Source organism: Halobacteriovoraceae bacterium (genome assembly GCA_020635115.1).
In the GTDB taxonomy this organism is placed as follows: Bacteria; Bdellovibrionota; Bacteriovoracia; order Bacteriovoracales; family Bacteriovoracaceae; genus JACKAK01.
This window is the reverse complement of record JACKAK010000005.1, coordinates 193665-213935: the sequence shown is the minus strand read 5'-3', so window position 1 is coordinate 213935 and position 20271 is coordinate 193665. Positions and strand designations below refer to the sequence as shown.

The 20271-nt window shown below is 34.6% G+C and carries 19 protein-coding genes; 12 read left to right on the top strand and 7 right to left on the bottom strand.

Translation table 11 applies throughout. From position 1 onward, the window contains the following. The first annotated feature begins 1 nt into the window (after position 1). Genes H6622_09550 through H6622_09530 form a run of 5 tightly spaced genes read left to right on the top strand, consistent with a single transcriptional unit; the run spans position 2 to position 4477 of the window. Positions 2-808: an enoyl-CoA hydratase/isomerase family protein gene (locus H6622_09550; protein ID MCB9061753.1), complete on the top strand. Its 807-nt coding sequence runs from the start codon at positions 2-4 to the stop codon at positions 806-808. Then, positions 795-2276: an ATP-grasp domain-containing protein gene (locus tag H6622_09545; GenBank protein MCB9061752.1), complete on the top strand. Its 1482-nt coding sequence runs from the start codon at positions 795-797 to the stop codon at positions 2274-2276. The genes H6622_09550 and H6622_09545 overlap by 14 nt, the downstream gene beginning before the upstream one ends. Beyond that, positions 2273-2743, top strand: a complete 471-nt coding sequence (locus H6622_09540) for a biotin/lipoyl-binding protein (protein ID MCB9061751.1) — start codon at positions 2273-2275, stop codon at positions 2741-2743. Before H6622_09545 ends, H6622_09540 begins: the two co-directional genes overlap by 4 nt. 13 nt (positions 2744-2756) lie before the next feature. Further along, positions 2757-3671 carry a hydroxymethylglutaryl-CoA lyase gene (locus H6622_09535; GenBank protein ID MCB9061750.1) on the top strand — a complete coding sequence of 305 codons (915 nt, stop codon included), beginning with the start codon at positions 2757-2759 and terminating at the stop codon, positions 3669-3671. Between the two features lie 5 nt (positions 3672-3676). Beyond that, positions 3677-4477, top strand: coding sequence for an enoyl-CoA hydratase/isomerase family protein (locus H6622_09530; protein MCB9061749.1), 801 nt, complete (start codon positions 3677-3679; stop codon positions 4475-4477). A 234-nt stretch (positions 4478-4711) separates the two neighbouring features. Here the strand turns inward: H6622_09530 and H6622_09525 are convergent, their stop codons facing one another. Continuing rightward, positions 4712-4828 carry a prepilin-type N-terminal cleavage/methylation domain-containing protein gene (locus H6622_09525; protein ID MCB9061748.1) on the bottom strand — a complete coding sequence of 39 codons (117 nt, stop codon included), beginning with the start codon at positions 4826-4828 and terminating at the stop codon, positions 4712-4714. A gap of 95 nt (positions 4829-4923) precedes the next feature. Between H6622_09525 and H6622_09520 the strand changes: the two genes are divergently transcribed. After that, a complete protein-coding gene (locus H6622_09520; GenBank protein ID MCB9061747.1) occupies positions 4924-6030 on the top strand; it encodes a hypothetical protein in 1107 nt (368 codons plus the stop codon). A 76-nt stretch (positions 6031-6106) separates the two neighbouring features. On the opposite strand, the gene H6622_09515 is transcribed toward H6622_09520, so the two are convergent. Next, entirely contained in the window at positions 6107-6646 is a 540-nt protein-coding gene (locus H6622_09515; protein ID MCB9061746.1) for a hypothetical protein, read from the bottom strand. A 272-nt stretch (positions 6647-6918) separates the two neighbouring features. On the opposite strand from H6622_09515, the gene H6622_09510 reads away from it, so the two are divergent. Both H6622_09510 and H6622_09505 read left to right on the top strand, forming a co-directional pair. Beyond that, positions 6919-7293: a hypothetical protein gene (locus tag H6622_09510; GenBank protein ID MCB9061745.1), complete on the top strand. Its 375-nt coding sequence runs from the start codon at positions 6919-6921 to the stop codon at positions 7291-7293. Beyond that, on the top strand, positions 7290-7670 hold the full coding sequence (locus H6622_09505) for a hypothetical protein (protein ID MCB9061744.1): 381 nt from the start codon (positions 7290-7292) through the stop codon (positions 7668-7670). The genes H6622_09510 and H6622_09505 overlap by 4 nt, the downstream gene beginning before the upstream one ends. A gap of 136 nt (positions 7671-7806) precedes the next feature. Here H6622_09505 and H6622_09500 read toward each other — a convergent pair whose 3' ends face one another. Together H6622_09500 and H6622_09495 are read right to left on the bottom strand one after the other, a co-directional pair. Further along, entirely contained in the window at positions 7807-8085 is a 279-nt protein-coding gene (locus H6622_09500; GenBank protein ID MCB9061743.1) for a transposase, read from the bottom strand. Continuing rightward, positions 8073-8282: a hypothetical protein gene (locus H6622_09495; GenBank protein MCB9061742.1), complete on the bottom strand. Its 210-nt coding sequence runs from the start codon at positions 8280-8282 to the stop codon at positions 8073-8075. The genes H6622_09500 and H6622_09495 overlap by 13 nt, the downstream gene beginning before the upstream one ends. Positions 8283-8628: 346 nt before the next feature. On the opposite strand from H6622_09495, the gene H6622_09490 reads away from it, so the two are divergent. Next, the gene (locus H6622_09490) at positions 8629-11352 is read left to right on the top strand and encodes a hypothetical protein (protein MCB9061741.1); all 2724 of its coding nucleotides are present in this window, start codon (positions 8629-8631) and stop codon (positions 11350-11352) included. Positions 11353-11752: 400 nt separating this feature from the next. Here H6622_09490 and H6622_09485 read toward each other — a convergent pair whose 3' ends face one another. Then, positions 11753-11893 carry a hypothetical protein gene (locus H6622_09485; GenBank protein ID MCB9061740.1) on the bottom strand — a complete coding sequence of 47 codons (141 nt, stop codon included), beginning with the start codon at positions 11891-11893 and terminating at the stop codon, positions 11753-11755. 263 nt (positions 11894-12156) lie between these two features. On the opposite strand from H6622_09485, the gene H6622_09480 reads away from it, so the two are divergent. From H6622_09480 to H6622_09470, 3 genes are read left to right on the top strand one after another with little or no spacing between them, the layout of a single operon-like run. After that, on the top strand, positions 12157-13002 hold the full coding sequence (locus H6622_09480; protein MCB9061739.1) for a hypothetical protein: 846 nt from the start codon (positions 12157-12159) through the stop codon (positions 13000-13002). An 18-nt stretch (positions 13003-13020) separates the two neighbouring features. Continuing rightward, positions 13021-14253: a transporter gene (locus tag H6622_09475; GenBank protein ID MCB9061738.1), complete on the top strand. Its 1233-nt coding sequence runs from the start codon at positions 13021-13023 to the stop codon at positions 14251-14253. Positions 14254-14262: 9 nt separating this feature from the next. Continuing rightward, on the top strand, positions 14263-15387 hold the full coding sequence (locus H6622_09470; GenBank protein ID MCB9061737.1) for a hypothetical protein: 1125 nt from the start codon (positions 14263-14265) through the stop codon (positions 15385-15387). On the opposite strand, the gene H6622_09465 is transcribed toward H6622_09470, so the two are convergent. Further along, positions 15379-17424 carry a UvrD-helicase domain-containing protein gene (locus tag H6622_09465; protein ID MCB9061736.1) on the bottom strand — a complete coding sequence of 682 codons (2046 nt, stop codon included), beginning with the start codon at positions 17422-17424 and terminating at the stop codon, positions 15379-15381. The genes H6622_09470 and H6622_09465 overlap by 9 nt on opposite strands. 280 nt (positions 17425-17704) lie before the next feature. After that, positions 17705-20116 (bottom strand): response regulator, encoded by a 2412-nt coding sequence (locus tag H6622_09460; GenBank protein MCB9061735.1) that lies wholly within the window; start codon positions 20114-20116, stop codon positions 17705-17707. Positions 20117-20271 lie beyond the last annotated feature (155 nt).

The following is a 20271-nucleotide window of genomic DNA, read 5'->3' as shown; positions in this document are numbered from 1 at the left end:
TATGAACAAATTTATCGAAGTTATTCAAAATAGCGGTGTTGTCACAATTTCACTCAATAGACCTGAGATACACAATGCTTTCAATAGTGAGATGATTGGCCAATTAATCAAAGTATTCAAGGATATCGAAACTAACAAAGAAGTTAGAGCTGTTGTCTTAACTGGCAATGGGAAGTCATTTTGTGCTGGAGCAGATCTCAATTGGATGTCTGAAATGATTCACTTTTCTCAAGAAGAAAATCTCATCGATAGTTTGAAACTTGCAAATCTTTTTAAGCAAATTAATCATTGTCCGGTACCTATTATAGGTAAAATCAACGGTTCTGCCTTGGGTGGCGGAGTTGGACTGTGTGCAGTTTGTGACTATGTCGTTGCAATTGAAAACGCTAGTTTTGGATTCACAGAAGTTAAACTTGGACTTATTCCTGCAGTGATTTCACCCTACGTCATTAGTAAAATTGGTGAATCGAATGCGAGAAATCTATTTTTATCTGGAAAGCGTTTTAACACGACATTGGCAAAACAAATTGGTCTAATCCATGAGGTTGCCAGTAGTGATACCGACCTCAATAATTTTGTGAATGAATATATAAAAGAAGTACTATCTTCTGGCCCTGAAGCTGTAAAAAGTGCAAAGTCCCTCATTAAAAGTGTCATTAATATTCGACACGATGGAGAAGAGGCCCTGAATCAATTTACGAGCGAGTTTATTGCCAAAGTAAGAACGCGCAATGAAGGACAAGAAGGTATGAAAGCGCTTTTAGAAAAAAGAAGACCAAACTGGAGATCTTCAGATGAAAGCTATTAAAAGAATTCTCATTGCAAACCGAGCTGAAATTGCTTTAAGGGTGATGAGAACTTGCAGAGCAATGGGAATTGAAACAGTTACAATATTTCATGAAGATGAAATCGGACTTCCTCATACATTTGAAGCAGATTATTCTATTTGTTTGGGAAATGGAGAACTCAAAGAGACCTATTTAAATATTTCAAAAATCATAAATATTGCAAAAGATTTTAAGGTAGATGCTATTCATCCAGGTTATGGTTTTTTATCTGAAAATGCAGAATTTGCAGCACAGGTCGTTAAGGCCGGAATCATATTCATAGGGCCAAGACCTGAAAATATTGTCATTATGGGTGATAAAAAGACTTCAAAACTTGCTCTTGAAAAAATAAATGCACCACTCATACCTGGTTATCATGGCGATAATCAAGACAGTAAGTTCTTAAAAGAACAAGCGAAAAAAATTGGTATACCTGTTCTAATAAAGGCCTCCGCTGGTGGAGGTGGGAAAGGGATGAAGATCGTCGAGCGGATTGAAGATTTTTTACCTCAGCTTGAAAGCGCAAAACGAGAGGCCCTAAAAGCATTTGGTGATGATACTGTATTAATCGAAAAATATATTCAAAATCCTAGACATATAGAAGTTCAAATAGTCTCAGACAATCATGGACAACATTTTCATTTTTATGAAAGAGAATGTTCTATTCAAAGAAGACACCAAAAAATTATTGAAGAAACACCTTCCATGGCCCTTGATGATTCACTCAGAAAAAAGATCTGTGAATCCGCAGTTGAAATGGCCAAAGGAATAAATTATCTTGGTGCCGGAACGGTTGAGTTTATTTTATCTCCAGACAATGAATTTTTCTTTTTAGAAATGAATACGAGATTGCAAGTTGAGCACCCGATTACAGAAGAAGTGACAGGGTTTGATTTAGTTGAGTTACAAATTAAAATTGCTAAAGGAGTAAAACTTAATCTCAAGCAAAAAGATATCAAACAAAAGGGACATGCACTTGAAGTAAGGGTCTACGCTGAAGACCCGGATAATAATTTTTTGCCTACTGTTGGTAAGATTTCATATTTAGGTAAAAGTGAACATTGTAGATTAGACATTGGTATAAAATCTGGTAATCAAGTACTTTTAAATTTCGATCCAATGCTTGGGAAAATTATTACTCATGGAAATACAAGAACACAGGCCATAAATAAAATGAAAAAGGCCCTCACTGAAATTCCATTTTTAGGGACAAAAACAAATATTCAATACCTCTTAAGGATTTTAGATCATCCTAATTTCAAAGAGGCAGAAACATATACAAGTTTTGTTGAAACACATAAAAGTGATCTTTTGCCAGCTAAGTTAAATAATGAACAACTCTCTCTCGCTCTTGCTGCTTTTCATCTTTCAGAAAAAGAAAGTCAAAAATTGTGTATCGAAAAAAGAGACGACATTTGGGAAAAACTGAACTCATTTAGGAATGCATGATGAAAAAAAAGATCAATAATGAATTGGTAGAATATCAAATTCACAGAACAAACTCATCATTAAGTATTATGATTGATGATACAGAGTATAAATATGAGCTTGTCTATCAAGATGAAAATTCAATTGTTTTAAAAGACTCACAAAATAAACTTCAAAAGGTTTTTAAATCTAATCATCTCTTATCAATCAATGGCGAATCATTTGAAATCACTTCTGATAAATACATTTTACAAGGAGCTTCTGAACATCACGAAGGCGAAATGATCTCACCTATGCCTGGAAAAATCGTAAGCGTTCTTGTGAATAAAGGACAAGAAGTTAAAAGAGGTGATAAACTTGTCATCATGGAGGCCATGAAAATGGAGCACACCATTCTTGCAAGTGAAGATGGAATTGTTCAAGAAGTCTTTTGTCGACCAGGAGATCAAGTCGATGGGGGAGTTGAGTTGATAGGACTCAAAGTGTAACAAAGGAGGTTAAATGGATTTTAATCGTTTTCCTAAAGAAGTCACAATTATTGAAGTGGGGGCCAGAGATGGCCTACAAAATGAAAAAAAATCCATTTCAACTGAAAAAAAAGTCGAGTTTATCAATGGACTTTTAGATAGTGGGATAACAGAAATAGAAATCACTAGCTTTGTAAGACCCAATAAAATTCCTCAACTATCTGATGCTACAGAGGTCTACACTCAACTGAAGCCTAGAATCAAAAAAGAAAAAATCAGAGGGATCTGTTTAATTCCTAATTTAAAAGGAATGGAAAATGCCGTTGGTTGTAATGTGAAATCAATTGCACTATTTACGGCCACAAGTAATGAGTTCAATAAAAAAAACATTAACGCAACAATTGAAGAATCAAAGATTCGAATTAAAGAAGTCTGTCAAATGGCCAGGGAAAATTCAATTGAGATGCGAGGCTATATCTCTACCGTGTTTGGGTGCCCCTACGAGGGAGAAACATCATTTAAGAATTTAGTCGATTTATGTCAATTTTTTAAATCCGAAGGTGTTCAAGAAGTATCACTCGGAGACACGACAGGCATTGCAAGACCAAAGCAGGTAAGTCAATATCTAGATGATTTACTGAAAGAATTTGATAAAGATTATTTCTCTATGCATTTCCACGATACTTACTCACTAGCACTTCCCAATACACTTATCTCTCTCGAAAAAGGAATCACTCGATTTGACTCTTCTGCTGGAGGATTAGGTGGCTGCCCTTACGCTAGGGGAGCAACTGGAAACTTAGCGACTGAAGATCTTGTCTATTTTCTTCAAAAACTAGGTGTCAATTGTGGAGTAGATCTTGAAAAACTTACCCAAGCATCAGAAAGAATTATCGAAGAAATTAAAAAAATATCTATGTCTAAAGTACATAACACTCTAACAAAGTAGGATAGATGAGTAAAAAACTTGTTTTAAAAGAAGTGAGAGACTCTGTCTGTTGGTTAACTCTAAATCGCCCAAATCAAAGCAATGCTCTGAACTCTCAACTAATTCATGAGTTTATTGAAGAACTAAACATATGCGAAAGAGATGCCTCCATTAGATGTGTTGTTGTTACAGGTGCTGGAAAAAATTTTTGCGCAGGTGGGGACATTGATAAAATGCTTACAAAGGAAGATATTTTTGCTGGTGAATCTAATGAACTCCGAAATCTTTACGCTCAAAATATTCAAAAAATCCCACAAACAATAGAGTCAATGCAGACTCCAATTATTGCTTATATCAATGGAGCGGCCGTCGGCGCTGGTCTAGACTTGGCCTGTATGTGTGATATTCGTGTTGGAACAGTGAACTCCCGCATGGGTGAAACTTTTGCCAACCTTTCTCTAGTCCCAGGTGACGGAGGTACTTTTTTTCTGAGCAGAATTGTAGGTTTTGCAAAAGCAATGGAAATGTTTTTAACGTGCGATATTTTGTCTTATGAGGAATCTTTAAAAGTAGGTCTTTTAAATCATGTCTATGATATTGATACAGCAAGAAAAGACTGTCAGAAATTGGCCCTAAAGATAGCTTCTAAAGCACCTGTTGGTATTGCCCTAACAAAACAGGCCCTAAAGCAAGCTCAGAATTCAAATCTATATGATCATTTGCAATTACTTGCCGCTTTCCAAGGAATTGCTCAAAGAACACAAGATCATTTTGAAGGGCTAAGGGCATTTAGAGAAAAGCGAGATCCTAAGTTTTTCGGAATTTAAAATAAAGAGGATACCTTTAAATTACAATAGGTTATGAATTAGATGACTTCGCTTTTTGACAAAAAAGATAGACTCTTACGCTTTAATTTTCCAGAACCAGATAGTCTCCCTGTTTGACTTGCTGAACGAGGTGAATAGGAAATCGAACTAAAATTCTGTCACACGAAATTAATCAGACAAACTGAACAATTGTCCAATAAGGTGCTGATTTTATTAACAATTTCATATATATCATTACTCGATTGTAATGTTCTGAGTTGACAGAAATAGTTGGCTTAATCCCAATGTTTCTATTGTCATAATTCTGAGAGTTATTATTACTTCTAGAAGGGTAAATCCATAATTTCCCAACGTTCTATTATTTTTTCAAAAATATGCTTCCTTCTAAATTTTTAAGATTAATGTACAATGTTATTTATATATAGTGAAACTGAGAAATAAAATCTATGCAAAATATATTTTTATATTCGTTTTTAATTCTCTTGTTATTTAAAAATTCTGCTTTTGCTGTTCCATTGTCAGCGGTCAACTTGCAAGATTGCACTCCCAAACTTAATGACACCAACTGCAAAAGTGTAACTTGTGGTGAAACATGTTATTATGCTTCTTGTTCTAGTAATAGAAATGAGAACATTAACATTACGAAAATGCCTTTCACATTTTCTGTAAGTGATCTAAACGAATGTTCTACGGCCACAGTATATAATTTAACAGAAATTCCAAAAACGATAACAACACCTGCGGGATCAAGCGTTCAAATAAGTGAAATAATCAAAAATTTTCAATTGGATTATTTTATTTGTCAGCCTCTGACAATTTCTTGGCCAAAAACAAATCCTGGTTGGTCATTAGTGAGTAGTGGATCTGGCTGTAATACTGGTTGTCCATGTGGGGGCAATAGAGGATCTAATCATAGAACATATACTCAAAACACTTGTTCTAACTCGACTCCTAATCCCTATAATTTAACTAATGGGCAAAGTGGACAGTGTTGTGAATATAGTGCAGATCCATCCGTCGGTAATACTTGTCCTGCTTGTTACTGTGCACCGACTCCTACACCGACTCCTACACCGACACCGACTCCTACACCGACTCCTACACCGACACCGACTCCAACAACTTGTGATCAAACAGTAACGAAAAGTTGGGGCATGACCTATGGAACGATAACATTTTCATGTTCTGGAAATCTGAGTTCTATGACTTCCCCTGTTCCGAATGGAAACTATACTTTTCATGACACTACATCTTCTAATGCTAGAGGGCTTGCTGTTTACTCATGTTCAAATGGCTCTTGGAGTAGTAATCCAACTTCTCCAGCATGTGGTTGTCGTTCAGGTTCAAACGTAGGTGGTGGAAGTTGTACTGAAGTATTTTGCCCTGAATGGGGTAACACAACTTGTGGATGTCCATCAATCCCAAGCTCCAATTGGGTCTTTACTGGTTGGGGGGGATCAGGCCCAAGTTGCGGTTACACTGGTGTTGTTAGTAATCAAAGATACAGCTCTTCGACAGGACTCTTAATTGGTTTTGACTGTATCTGCAATTAAGCAATAAAGACCTTGCTCATTTAATAAGGCCAAAAAGTCTTGGCCTTATTTTTTTGTTTTTCTGTTTTGTCTGCGTCTAGTGTCTTGGTCTTCTAGGAGGTCTATTTTCAGGAAAAAATACAATTCTCTCAACAAACAATTCCCCTTGATTCACTACCAATTGCCATGGGCCACGTGCTTGCCAAGGATTTACGTAAAAAACGAGCGGGCCAAAATCTCTATAGAAAGAACTTTTTGATCTAGTTCCTACTGGAAATCCATTAATTTCTAGTGTGATCGTTACATTGCCATAAACAGGTCGAGCAAAAACTTCAACTCTTTGTAGTGGAAAACTTTCTAAATTGAGACCACGTCCATAAACTTGAAGTAAATCTCTTTTTAAAAATATTCTATTTGCATAGTGGGATGAAAACCTTTGACCTCGATAATTTACTATCAGAGGCCTGAAGGGGATTCGATTATGACCTCTATCATTTAGTTCAGTGTCTCTTCCTCTGTCTCCGCGTCCCGGGCCTGGATGAGCTTTTTCAGGTTGCCGATTTTGAGAATGATCATTTACTTGAGCAAACATTGGTAAATGAAATGCCAATAGAAATAATAAAAGTGTGTACTTCATAAATTCTCCTTTTTGTGTTCCTGCTTTTGCAATGTTTTTTATAAAGTCCTTTCGATTATATTTTTATAAGCAATAAATATGCCAATAATATTAACAAGATATCAACAAGAAGACGCATTGTATCCAAGAGAAAAAGGGATACTGGTTTCATTTTGACCTCAATTATCAGAGCAAAGTGTTACCATTCAAAAAAAAATCTTTATCTTTTCTTTAGCTTATTGACAACCGAGGTCACAGAAGAAACAATTTAAAAGAGAAAACAAAGGACATTTTTGAAGTTTATTTTTTTCTTTTTTTTGTTCTTATCCACTTCGTGTACCCAACTCAAAATTTCATCAAGTGGGGGTATTCTCACACATACTTCAGAACCAACAACAAAAGAGCATATTGAATTTGAAATAAAAAAAGAGATTCCATTCTACCTTTATGGAGCTTATCCACGTATGCAAAAAATTAGTTTTGATAAAGAACTTTTAAGAGCTGGTTTTGTCGACGTCACTCAAGTCTCGTTTGAATTTAAGCAAACTATTTATCAGCATATTCTTTCATGGATAACTTTGGGAATGTATCTACCTCATACTGTCTATATCTACGGATATGGGAGAGAAAAAACAGACGAAGAAAAAACAAAGAGGATTGCTCTATGAATCTTCTTCTTTTTCTTTCACTCTTAATAATTTGTAGTTGTAGTGGACATCATATTGTCACTGCAAAAGATTGTGCAGGAGATGGGATTTGGTATGATAAAGAGTTGAGTGATGAAAACATCTCTGATGAGGCCGGATTTGAGTACGAAACGACGAGTACTGCATTTTTACCGATACTTTTTTGGGATACAACTTATGTGAGTGAAGTTCTTGAAGATAATAATGTGAGCTGTGGCGATTTGGAACATCTTAGCATACAATATAGTACGGGTATATATAGTTTCTTTACCAGAATTTTACCTTTCTTTAATTCATATACTGTGAAAGTTACTGGTACACTTAAACATAAAATGATTCAAGATCAGGAAGATAATTGATACCAAGGATGGGATTTTTTCTCGGGGCCATGGATGGCCCCTCTTTTAAAAAAATATATTATAGCTCAAATGTAAACTCAGGGCCCTAGAGCTAAATTCCTGTCAACCCCCAAATTTCGGACAAAACTCTCGGCATTTAAGCTGACACCTGATAATTTTGATAACTTCCTTTATTAAATTTATTTTTAAACTCTATTGGTGAATTGTAATCGAGTGAACCATTCAATCTATCAGTATTGTAGAATTCAATAAAATTAACCAACTTTTCAAACACATCACTCATATTTTTAAAGTACCAAACTTGTAAAAACTGAATTTCTAAAATAGAGAAAAAACTTTCAATATAAGCATTCTTATTTGGGCATTTAATGGGAATAAATTCATATTCAAGACCTATTTCTTCTACATAAATGATATCATCAGAGGGTCATTATCAGATCGAATTGCAAGATCATCTAAGTTTGGATTATGTTTATCTATGGCCTCGTTAAATGTGACTAGCAAGTCTTTAGTTTTACAGCTGTGGCCAATGTGATAATTTACTATTTCTCTGTTGAAGACATCAATTATGGCCAAGAAATAAAAATATTTATTTTCTCCATTTTTGTTCACTGTTAATTTCATCATAAAAGCTTAGGAACGAGAATTTTTGATAATCCATAGGCCATCCTCCTTGAAAATACCATTACCAATTATAGCTTTTTCATGTTTCACGGCCAAGTCATGCTGCGTGATTTCCTGCGCTTAGTGGATAGTGGCACAAAATTATGGCAGATTTGATAGTATAGTTTTAAATATTTGTTTCTAAGTATTTAAAACTAATTAAGTAGAACTTTTGATATATAATCTATCTATGTATAAGAACTTTAAATTGGGCTTCGTCCTTTTTTTTTTTTCACTACTTAATTCGTGTGGCAAAAGTCGCATTACAATCACTCTAAAAGAGCGTAATTCAAATTTGAATAATTTTAGATCTGTTGATATTTCTTTAAAAAATTTTGGGGGGATATCTACGAGTATTACTAAGGTTGGAGATTATGCTTATATTGGTAAAGGTCGTCGTGGATTATCAGTTTTCGACGTCTCTAGTCCAAATGAACCTATTCTGGTAAAAAAAATAGACAATGGTTTTGACTATCAGTTTCTTCTCTATGAACAAGGACTATTATATGTTTGTAGTGCATCGGATGGACTTCTTGTATTTTCGATTAGTGATCCAATTAATCCGCAACTGCTACGTCAAGTCGATACACCCGGTGAAGCAAGTAAAATCATATCCGATTCGGGATATCTATATCTAGCAGATGGAACAAATGGTCTTTTGATATATGATATAGTCGATCCAAGTAATCCTATTGAATTAGGCGGATACCCCGCTTCAAATTCAGTTTTAGATCTCGCCATCTCAGGAAATACACTTTATCTTGGGGATGTTTTTGAGTATATCATCGTAGATATTACCAATAAGGCCTCTCCTTCACTTCTTGGAGGTCCACACTATATTCCTGCTTCTAATCCATTTTTATTTATTGAAGGGCATAGTATGTTTGGGTTTGCGTCTTCATCACAGACTTTACACCCGTTTGCGTATAATGTATCAAATCCTTCTTCTCCCTCTCTTGTTTCTTCTTCTACTTTATATCGATCGACCCTTTCCAATATGAAAAGAGTTGAGAATTATCTCTACGTAAGTTATTCCTATGCTATTAATATAAGAGATCCTAGAGCATCGGGTATAGAGATATTTGATATTACCAATCCTCTTAGTCCAACATCCTCAGGATATTTTTATTCTCAGGCCGGTTGTAGTGATTTATTTGTTGAAGGATCTTATATTTATTGTGCCAGTTATGAGGGAGGTGTCGAGGTATTTGATCAAACAATGCCAACGAGTGCTCCGGTTCAAATCGGTGGATATGATAGCGGTAGTAGGGATTACGATATTGGTATGTCAGGTAATTTCCTTTATACTGCATCTTATGCTAATGGTCTGATTATACTTGATGCCAGCATCCCTTCAAATTTGACTGTTCACGCACAAGAGAACACTGTCGGCTCTGCATACAGGTTGCATGTTGGCGCAACACATGTTTATGTATTAGACTACATTAGCAATCTTCATATTGTAAATGTATCAGATACTACTAATCCTCTTTCGAATCCAATCAATGAATCAACTTATAGTGGTACTTTTCTTGGCGTCACGGTTAACGGTACTGAAACGATTGCATACTTGTCCTCTAGTTCAGGAATTGAAATAATAGACATTTCTGACAAAGCTAACCCTACTTTGATTACAACATTTACAGATTTTTCTTCAGTTACAGATCCGATTTGGTCTGCAAATAATCTATATGTTGGTAGTGGAACTGCTTTACAGATATTGGATGTGTCGGTGCCATCTAGTCCGACGGTTATCGGATTTGTTAATTTGTCTGGTAGCATTGTTGATATAGAAAGTATTGGTTCATATATTGTTGCTTCCACTAGTGCAGGAATTGAAATTATAGACGTTTCAGACACATTTTCTCCGAACGTAGTTGGTTCACTTTCGATTCCAGGTTTTAGTCATAAAGGTCTTGCTGTAAAAGAAGACTCAATCATTATAGGAGGGTTTAGTGAATTTAGTATTATTGATATGTCCGATAAAACAGATCCAAAGTTGGCTTTTAGGAGCGATGTCCCCCACGGGATCGCAGAGGATATTATCGCAAATAGTACACATTTTTTTATGGCCAATAATCTTTCAGGTACACGTGCATTTTCATTTTCAGAGTTACCTGGGCAAAATATTGGAATAAACTTCGAGGCCGGAGAAATTACAGACATCATAGTTAGTGATGACAAACTGTATTATAGCGATAATGTAGGTGGATTTGGTATTGCAAATTATCGAACATCAGATTTTCCTCTTAGCGAATTAAGACATAAAGATACAAGAAAACTTGATATCGCTTTCGAAAGAAACAGGATCTATACTGCAGATGCAGAGTTAGGTTTTAGTATTTACGATATCACAAATATATCTTCACCTGAACTAATTGGGCAGCTGGCACCTCCTGGAGGCTTCTCACCTATGAAAATTGTGGTTAGGGATTCTATTGTTTACGGATCTTTTGAATCAATTGGAATTCGAATTTATGATACATCTACTCCAAGTTCGCTCACTCAAATAGGATCCCTTGGCTTTAAAGGCAATGAGGCACTTTTTATATTTGGAGACTATCTTTATGGTGCAGATGGAAATAATGGTGTTGGAATTGCAAATATAAGTGATCCAAGTTCACCCTTAATGTTAGGCCAATTTGATACTACAGGGTTTGCCAATGACATTGTGGCCAATGATTCGTATGTATTTGTCGCAGATGGTTCTAATGGACTTGTTATCCTGGATGCAAGCGATAAAAATAATCTCATCCAAAAGAATATTGTCAATGTTGGGGGAACATCAACTGCACTTGCTTTAAGCGACAATATTCTTTTTGTTGGAGTATCCACAACCAAAGAACTTCATGTATATGATGTTTCTAACCCAACATCGTTGCAATTACTTGGAACTTATGGAGGGCTTGATACCATTTATAGTATGGCAATAGAGAGAAAAAGATTATATTTGAACCTCTCAAAAAATGGGATAATCGTTTATGACTTTACTAACCCTTTGCACTTGGTTACTGATTAATGGTCTTTTTAAATATTAATTTTATCACAAAGTCCTTACGAGGAAATTGTCCAGAGTATATAAAGGGCAGAAAGAATTCACCTAAGTAAAAACCATCTAGTCTCGTTCCACTTGCATTGGCCGATTTAGTTTTTTCAGAGTGATCAGCAGGTTCTCCTCTATTAGAAAGATAATCAAGGGCAAAATTAATTTCAGTTTTCTTAGATAAGGTGTAACCTGAACCAATGTGGTAACCAATAGTAGGACCTGGAGCAGTAAACGTATTTTTTGCCGTAGGGTTTGGAACAACTTGTGAACTCCAACTCAGTCTGAAACGGAGAGGAATTTTTTTAGTAATTAAATATTCATGACCAAAAATAATGGCATGATAGTCATTCCAAAATTGAGGAATATTTGCTGCTCAATTATCAAGTAAATTTGAACATTCTAATCCTGAGTTTAAAAGTAATGTTCCTGAAATCTCAAGTGACTCATTGATGGAATATTTTGCAAAAGCATGTTTAAGATGAAAAATGTTTTTAGAATTTATTTTATTTGTCAAAATTGTATTGTAAACAGTCCCTTAATGATACAAAGCAAAATAGGCCAAGATAGATAAAAATCTTCATAGAATATTCCCTATACTTTTTCTTTTATTTTAGGGGGTTTATGTTTTTTCGCACGACACAGTACAGCTTTAAATCGTTCACTTTGCGTCTGTAAGAATCAGTTTAAAAGGAAGATTGATTTTAAATAAAATTGACAAAACCAATACATATCTATGTAATTGGGAACATTCAAAAGACCCTAACAAAGGAATGTTTAATGAAAATTAAGTCAATCTTGCTTACTTTGCTTCTTTCACAAAATGTGTTTTCAACGACAGTTGAAGAAGCCGATAAACTCTATAAAAAAAGAGGCGAAAAAGATATTAATTCATATCTTGCAGCTCAGGCCTATTTGAAACTTGCGGCCGATGAAACAAACACCTTAGAAAAGGCCAAACTCTACAACAAATCTTCACGTTCTTTTTATTATATTGGAAGAATTCGTAAAAAACTCGACTTCTTAGAAGATGGAGTAAGTGCTGCAAAGAAGGCCTATCAATTACTTATTAGTTCAAATGGTGTTCCGGCCAAAGAAGAATATAAAAAAGAGGCCGCTGAGGCCTATTATCAATACTCAGCGAATCTAGGGAAATGGGGACAAATTAAAGGGCCAATCCGTTCATTGTTTCGTTGGCCAGAGCTAGAAAGACATCTTAACTGGTCAAAAGCGATTGACATCACAGTATCTGATTATGGCGCATTGAGAATCCTCGGACGGGCCTATATTAAGGTTCCAGGTAAAAGTGCCATCGAAGGATTAAATTTCCAAAAAACCGCTTACGAAAACACTCTTGTCGATGTGAACTTGCCCAATGGACAAACGATCAAAGTTTCTAGAAATTTAACAACAAATCTTTTTTTGATGGAAAACTATATTGAAGCTGGCCAAACAGCTCCTTTTTGTGAACTTTATGACAAATTTGTTCAAATTTATGAATCATCTGAGGGAAATGATAATGTCTTAAACCAAATGAACGCAGACATTGTTCCTGAGGCCAGACTTGATTTTGTAGATTTTGATGAAAATAAAGATTTACACGAAAAATATGATGAAGATTGTTAAGCTTAAGTAGAGGGGAAGATGAAGTATTTTTTCTTAGGATTTATTAGTGTTTCTGTATTGGCCGGAACTTTAAAGGTCCCTATAGATTTACCTTCAACCAAGGTTCTTCCAAAAGGTGTGAGAAATATCTCCTTTAAAGGGCTGGCCGTAAATGGGAGTACAAAATACTCAAATAGCGGAGAAAGTGTAGGCGTTGGGGATGCACTGAATACGACTGTTACATATGGTGATTTGATTTCAGGACAAAGTGATGCAACAAAAGCAGCTACACTTGAAAATTTGATTATGGATCTTGGAAAGAGTGATGATCAGATTCTTACAGAAACTATTGGACAAGTCGATATTAAAGCGTCTGCTTACGTACCTGTCATTGCCTATGGACTTACTTCAAAAGTGACCCTTGCATTGGCCATTCCGATAATTGAAACTTCAAGGAACATTATTGTTGGAGTGAATACAATAAATCCTAATGAAGTGAGTGAGTTAAAAAATAAAATCGAAGAAAAAAGTGTTGTAAAAGCAGAAGAATTTGTAGAAAAAATAAATAGTCCAATTCCGAGTAAGTTAAGTGAATATGGCTATGATGAATTACAAAATTACAAAGAAACTAACCTCGGTGATATTAAACTCGTTTCTAAGATCAATACCTTCGAAAATAAGATTAATGCTATCACTCTGGCCACTTCAGTGACTCTGCCTACAGGACGTGAATTAGATATTAATCGTGTTGCGGATGTACCAACTGGAGATGGACAAATAGATGTTGGAGTTGGTCTTCACTACGATTATTTTCTAACAAATTCAATTACACTTTCTTCTCTCTCCCAATTGACGTGGGAATTATCCGATATTGTGGAGAGAAGGATTCCTAAAAATTCAAAAAGTTCTTTATCAGATGACATCGATAGTGTTGTGGTGAGAGATATTGGAGACTCTGTCTTGCAACAAATTGCCGTTTCATACAATAAGAATGGATTTAATGCAGGTGTAGGCTATTCTTTCCAATATAAAAGCAGGGATGAGTATCAAGGAGATAAATACCAGCAAGAACGTTATGATCTGTTAGGAAAAGAGACATTTAGTCGCATGCACGCTGCGCAGGTCGTTCTGGGTTATGACACTTTGTCTCTTTTTAAAGAAAAGAAGTTTCCCGTGCCCTTAAGACTTTTAATCAATCAATCATGGGTTATTGATGGGAAAAATGTCGTGAATGATCCATTAACCTCCGTAGACTTTGCTCTGTTTTTCTAGGAAAAAAATATGAAAAATATTTCAGTAATCTTTATACTTTTAGGTTTATTATCTTGTGGCCGTGAGGCAGAAAATCTTAAATTAAAATCAAATCTGTATGATCCAGGAATTAACCGAGGAATTACGGCGAACTTTGATTTTGAAGAAATTTTTAGGGCCGGTACTATTCTGGCCATTCCTAACGAAGATGAATTAAATGGCGTCTCATTTGAGGCCCCGAAGTCTTGGGATAAGTATTTTGTAGAGATGAAAAATGATAGGGGAAACCCATTTTTTAGTAAGCTCCCTAAAGTCAGTTTTAAACCAAATACAAGCAATTTTGAAAAAAGAAAAATAATTACTCGAGTAATTCTACTTGCAGGTGAAATTAGGGATGATTTGTATTTACAACTCTCAAAGCTTGAAAAAGATATCTCTCTTCTAAAGTTAGAGATTAGTGAAAAAGTATCTCCTTATTTAGAGAAATATATTTGTTACGAGCCTAAACGTCAGGGAAGAAGAAAATTATATAATTGTCTTTCAAATGGTTCAAAATCACGTGTACCTGAAAAATGTTCGGATATTGATTCATATACATTTACAGATTTTACACCTGAACAAAATCAACAGAAGGAAGAAGACTATATCAAGTGTGAAGAAATTGAAGCACCTTTTGATATCAAGATGCAAGAGCTTATCGATATGAAAACGAAGCTAGAAGGTGACAGAAGATTTGCCAAATCTATGGTAACAGATATGCTCATAGACATTCAAAAACAAAATAATATAACGTATTTATTCACATCCATCGGCTCAGAAGATAAAGGGACAGCAAATCAATCTCTACTAAAATTGACTGACGATAAATCATCAATTGAAAATCTAGAACTGAATATATCATTCGGAAAGGGGAACGAAGTTTATTCTTCTGAATTAGGTACAATTGAAATTAATAAATTTCAAATTCTACAAACTCCCTCAGTTTTAGATTTTACAATAAAAACAAATGATCATTGTTTTTCGTTTGAAACAAGTGGTACTCTCACTAAATATGGACTTAGATTCATTGGTGATTTGATCGTAAAGGACATTGATTGCACTCATCAAATCAGAAAAGGCGTTGTGAAATTAGAGTTAAATGAGAAATCAATCTAGTAAAGACATGAGGCCACTAAAGAATTCTTTTTTGTAATTCTTGGCCTCTTCCTCTGTCAAATGACCAAACGTCGTTCTGTCTTGTTCCAAAAAAAGATTTTTGTCTTTTAAATCAATTAAAAATCGAGAAATATTCCTTTTAATGGTTTTACCGTAAAGATTTCTCTCTTTACAATAACTCATGATTAGCTTTTCTTTCGCTCTTGTAATTCCAACGTAGCACAGTCTAAGCTCTTCACTAATGTCTGATCCCTCTTTGATTACTTTTTTATGTGGAAGAATCTCCTCTTCAACGCCAATGAGGTAGATGATGGGAAACTCAAGTCCTTTTGATGAGTGTAAAGTCATAAGAGTGACTTCATTCTTTCTTATATCATTATCTTCTTGAGATTCATTTTCTTTATCTTGAGAATCTTGAAGTACGATTCTTTCAATAAATGTTTTCAGAGAGGCATGCTCCATCTGAAATTTTTCAAATCTCTCGGCAGATTCAATAAGTCTCATGACATCTTCTTTTCTTCTCTCAATTTGCTTAGGATTGTCATATTGTTTTTCAATAAATTTAAAAAAATCAATTCTTTCGATAAGAATTGATATCGCTTCAGGTAATTTTTTGTCTCTAAAAATGGATTTGAAATCATTAATTATTTTGGTGAACTCTTCAATTGAATGTTTTCGTTTCGGATCAATATCTGGAAATTCTTCAAGTGATTGAAAAAGAGAAATTGAATGCTCATTAGCTTTTTCAATATATTTATTCAGTGTGGCCACACCGATTCCTCTATTTGGAATATTGAGAATTCTCCTTAGAGAAAGTTCATCTCTCACATTTTGAATCACCATTAAAAAAGCAAGCAAATCTTTGACTTCTTTTTTTTCATAAAGTTTTTGTCCACCAATAATTGTATAAGGAACATTTTGCATACGTAGTTCATCCTCAAAAACTGGAACTTGTGTTTTTGAACGATACAAAATGGCAATATCTGCAAGGTGTTTGCCTTGAGATTGATACTTGGCAATCTCATCGACAATCACTTGAGCTTCATGATCCGAGTCTCCCATTGCCCACAATAGTGGGACTTGCTGACTACCATTTTGTGACCATAAGGTTTTATCCCTGCGGTTTTTATTTTTTTTAATAACTTGATTGGCCAGATTTAAAATGGGAGACGTAGAACGGTAGTTTTCTTCAAGCTTAATAATTTTAGCTTCAGGGAAATATTTTTCAAAATTTAAAATATTAGAAATATCAGCTCCTCGAAAAGCATAGATTGCCTGATCGTCATCTCCAACAACACAAAGGTTTTTATGAGTCGAAGTTAAAGCGAGAACAAGCTGAAACTGAAGAGTATTTGTATCTTGATATTCATCAATCATAATATATTTGAAATTCTCAGAATAACGATGGGCAATTTCAGGGTTTTCTCTAAAGAGTTTTACCGTTAAAAATAATATATCATCAAAGTCTATTGCATTATAAAAACGAAGTTTTTCCTGATAATATTTATAAGCATATTCCGTCGCGAGATCATATGAAGATTCAGGATCAAAGTGAAATGAATTAACATACTCACTCTCTGAAATCCCATGGTTTTTAAGAAGTCCAATCTTACCTAATATTATTTTATGATCATAGGCCTTCTTGTCGGCAGAATAGTTTTTTAAAGCAGCTCGAATGATGCTCAATTGGTCAGAAGTATCATATATTGAAAAATTTTTATGATACCCAAGGTTAGTGATTTCATTTTTGAGTATTTGTACACCTAGGGAATGAAAAGTCGCAAGTGTCATACCTCGAGTTCTACTTTTTCCTAATAAAGTTTGAACCCTTTCACGCATCTCTTTTGCGGCCTTATTTGTAAAACTAACCGCTAAGATATCTTTTGGAGGAATATTTAAATTGAGCACCATATGACCAATCCGATAGGTGATTGTTCGAGTTTTTCCGGTACCTGCGCCGGCCAAGATGAGTACTGGCCCCTTAATTGTTTCGGCTGCTTGTCGCTGTGCTTTGTTTAGTCCTGCTAATGAAATCATAACGTGCAGTCTACTCAATTATGTAGAATTTGGCCTATGTTTTATATATTATTTCCGAATGATCCAATGTGTAATGTTGTATTGAATCGGATAAAAGAACAGGCATGAAGTTAAGGTCGTTGATATTGCAGACCGTTGTACTGAAAGTGTAAAGAAAAAAGCATTTAATCTTGCAGTAATTTGGTATCACAACTCGCGATTTTTGAAAATTTTGGCCGGATATAAAATGTATAGGTAAGCACCAAATCTGACATTCCGAGACTTTAGTAAATAAAGGACATCAGGCCGACTTAGAAATATTAGATGAATAGTACTTTTTAAGTGCTGCTTCAAAAGCTTTTTTAGAAATTGGTTTTGAAACAAAATCATTCATTCCTACATCAAAACAACGCTGCTTATCCTCTTTGAAAGCATTGGCCGTCATTGCAATGATATAGGGACGATCAGAAAATTCACTGCGCAAAAGCTTCGTGGCCTCAATACCATCCATAACCGGCATCTGCATATCCATTAGAATAATATCAAAATGCTCTTCTTTATACTTATCAATTGCATCTCTTCCGTTTTCCGTCACAGATAACTCCACCTCGTAATGACTTAAAAACTTAGTAACTACTTTTTGATTGATCTTATTATCTTCCACTAAAAGAATTTTCAGGCCTTTGCAATCTAGTCTTTCTTCTTTTTTGGACTCATGGACTTCATGAATTCTGGACATATCAATCTTACTCTGATCATGAGGCAGGGAAATATCTATTGTCGTTCCTTCATTCAATTTAGACTTAATATTGATTTTTCCTTTCATTAATTTGACAAGAGAATTACAGATCGCCAAACCTAAACCTGTTCCTCCATGCTTTCTTGAAATCGTTGAATCTGCCTGTCTGAAAGCATCAAAAATATAACGTAACTTGTCTTTTGGAATCCCAATACCCGTATCTACAACTTTAATCGTTATGTCCGATTGATATGTACTCAATTCTAAATTAACTAATCCTTCAGATGTGAATTTAATCGCATTGCTCACTAGATTAGTAAGGATTTGTTTTAAACGCAATTCATCTCCATAGAAATACTCTGGTGCTCCCTGTAGATTAAGCGTTAAGTCAATGTTTCGAGAACGGGCCATTGGATAAAAGATTTTATAAACATCATTAACTGCTTCTTCTAAATTAAAAGTTCTATACTCTATTTCAAGCTTACCAGCTTCAATTTTTGAAAAATCAAGAATATCATTAATAATATTAATAAGAATTTCTCCTGACTTTTTCAACGTCGTGATCATATCCCTCTGTTCCGAAGTGAGTTCAGTCTCAAGAAGTGAATCGGTCATCCCAATAACTCCATTCATCGGAGTTCTAATCTCATGACTCATATTCGCAAGAAACTGACTTTTAAGCTCACTCATTTGCTCAATTTTTTCAATCGCTTTACTTTGTATATATCTGGCCCTTTTTTGTGTTGTAATATCTTCGGCCAGTGTTAAAAAACCTGCAATATTTCCCTTTTTATCTCTTAATATTGTATTCGTCACACGAACCGGAAGGACTCTTCCGTCTTTTCGCGTAAATGTCCACTCCTTGATCTCTGGTTTTTTTGTGATATTTGATTTGAATAAAATAGCGTCTATTCCCTTTTTAAAATTCGTTCCATAACATTCATTAACTTCATTTATATAATCTTCATTTTCTTTTGTATTATAAAAAGTATCGATTGAAAGAAGATGCAATACTTCTTGAGATGTATACACTAGCATCTTCTCCGCTTCACTATTGTAATACGTTATTGTCCCATTTAAGTCTGTTGCGATAACTGCATTTGAAGTTGAATTCAAAACAGCATCCTGAATATAGTTGAGGTCTTTTAATTCTATGGTCTTTGCTTCTAATTCTCTAGACTCTTTGACAAAATATTTTTGCCCCAAAATATAAAAAAGAATCATACCTATTGCAAGAATGAACAATACAATGAATATATCCAATTTCAGATTATCTTCGATGGCATTTCCAAAATTATATCTATTGTAATAGAACTTCACATAGTGATCATTATTGAATTTGATTTCAGAACTATCTTTAAAATCTTGATCACTTATTTGATCAGGCAATTCAACAATCCCGTGTTTTGTGAAGTAGCGAATTGGCATCACTTGATGAAGTTCCAATTGTCCATAGAAATCAGTCAGTTTAATATCTGAAATGAGTATTCCCACAATTTTTGTACTTACCGTAACTGGTACTGCAATTCTTAGATATTGCGATTCTTTTAAAATCACAAAGTCGTAATAATATTGTGCATTTTTACTAAAAATTTCTTGCGACCATGGAGCTAATTCTATATTTTTACCAAATATTAATTGCTCTTTATCGTCGTAGATGGATGCATTGCACTCTAGACCTAAAAGTTTTTTGTCTTTTAAAAAGTTAGCTTCACTTTGAGAGAGATTATCTCTTTTCATCAAGAGGTTTATCACTCGATCGTCACTAGCAGTATCTTTCAATGATCGAATTAAATTTTCAATATGTGTATTAATCGTAAATCTGATAATATTCGATTTTACAACAATATTTCTTTTTTGCTGGTTGAGCGAAAATGAGAAGTTCCAATAGAGTGCTAGACCTATAAAACATATCAGCAGTGGCGTAAAAATACCTAGAGCGATATAATTTAATTTTTTTTTATTTCTATCCATAAATTTAATGAAACTCCTTGAATCTACTCGGTTTTTCTCAAAAAAAAATGATAGAGTTTAAACATGACTGCCTGGGTCAAGTAACAATAAAACAATCTGGCCGCCTTTAGGAGATTTTGCTAAATTTAAAGCACAATTCAATTAATTTTCAAAAG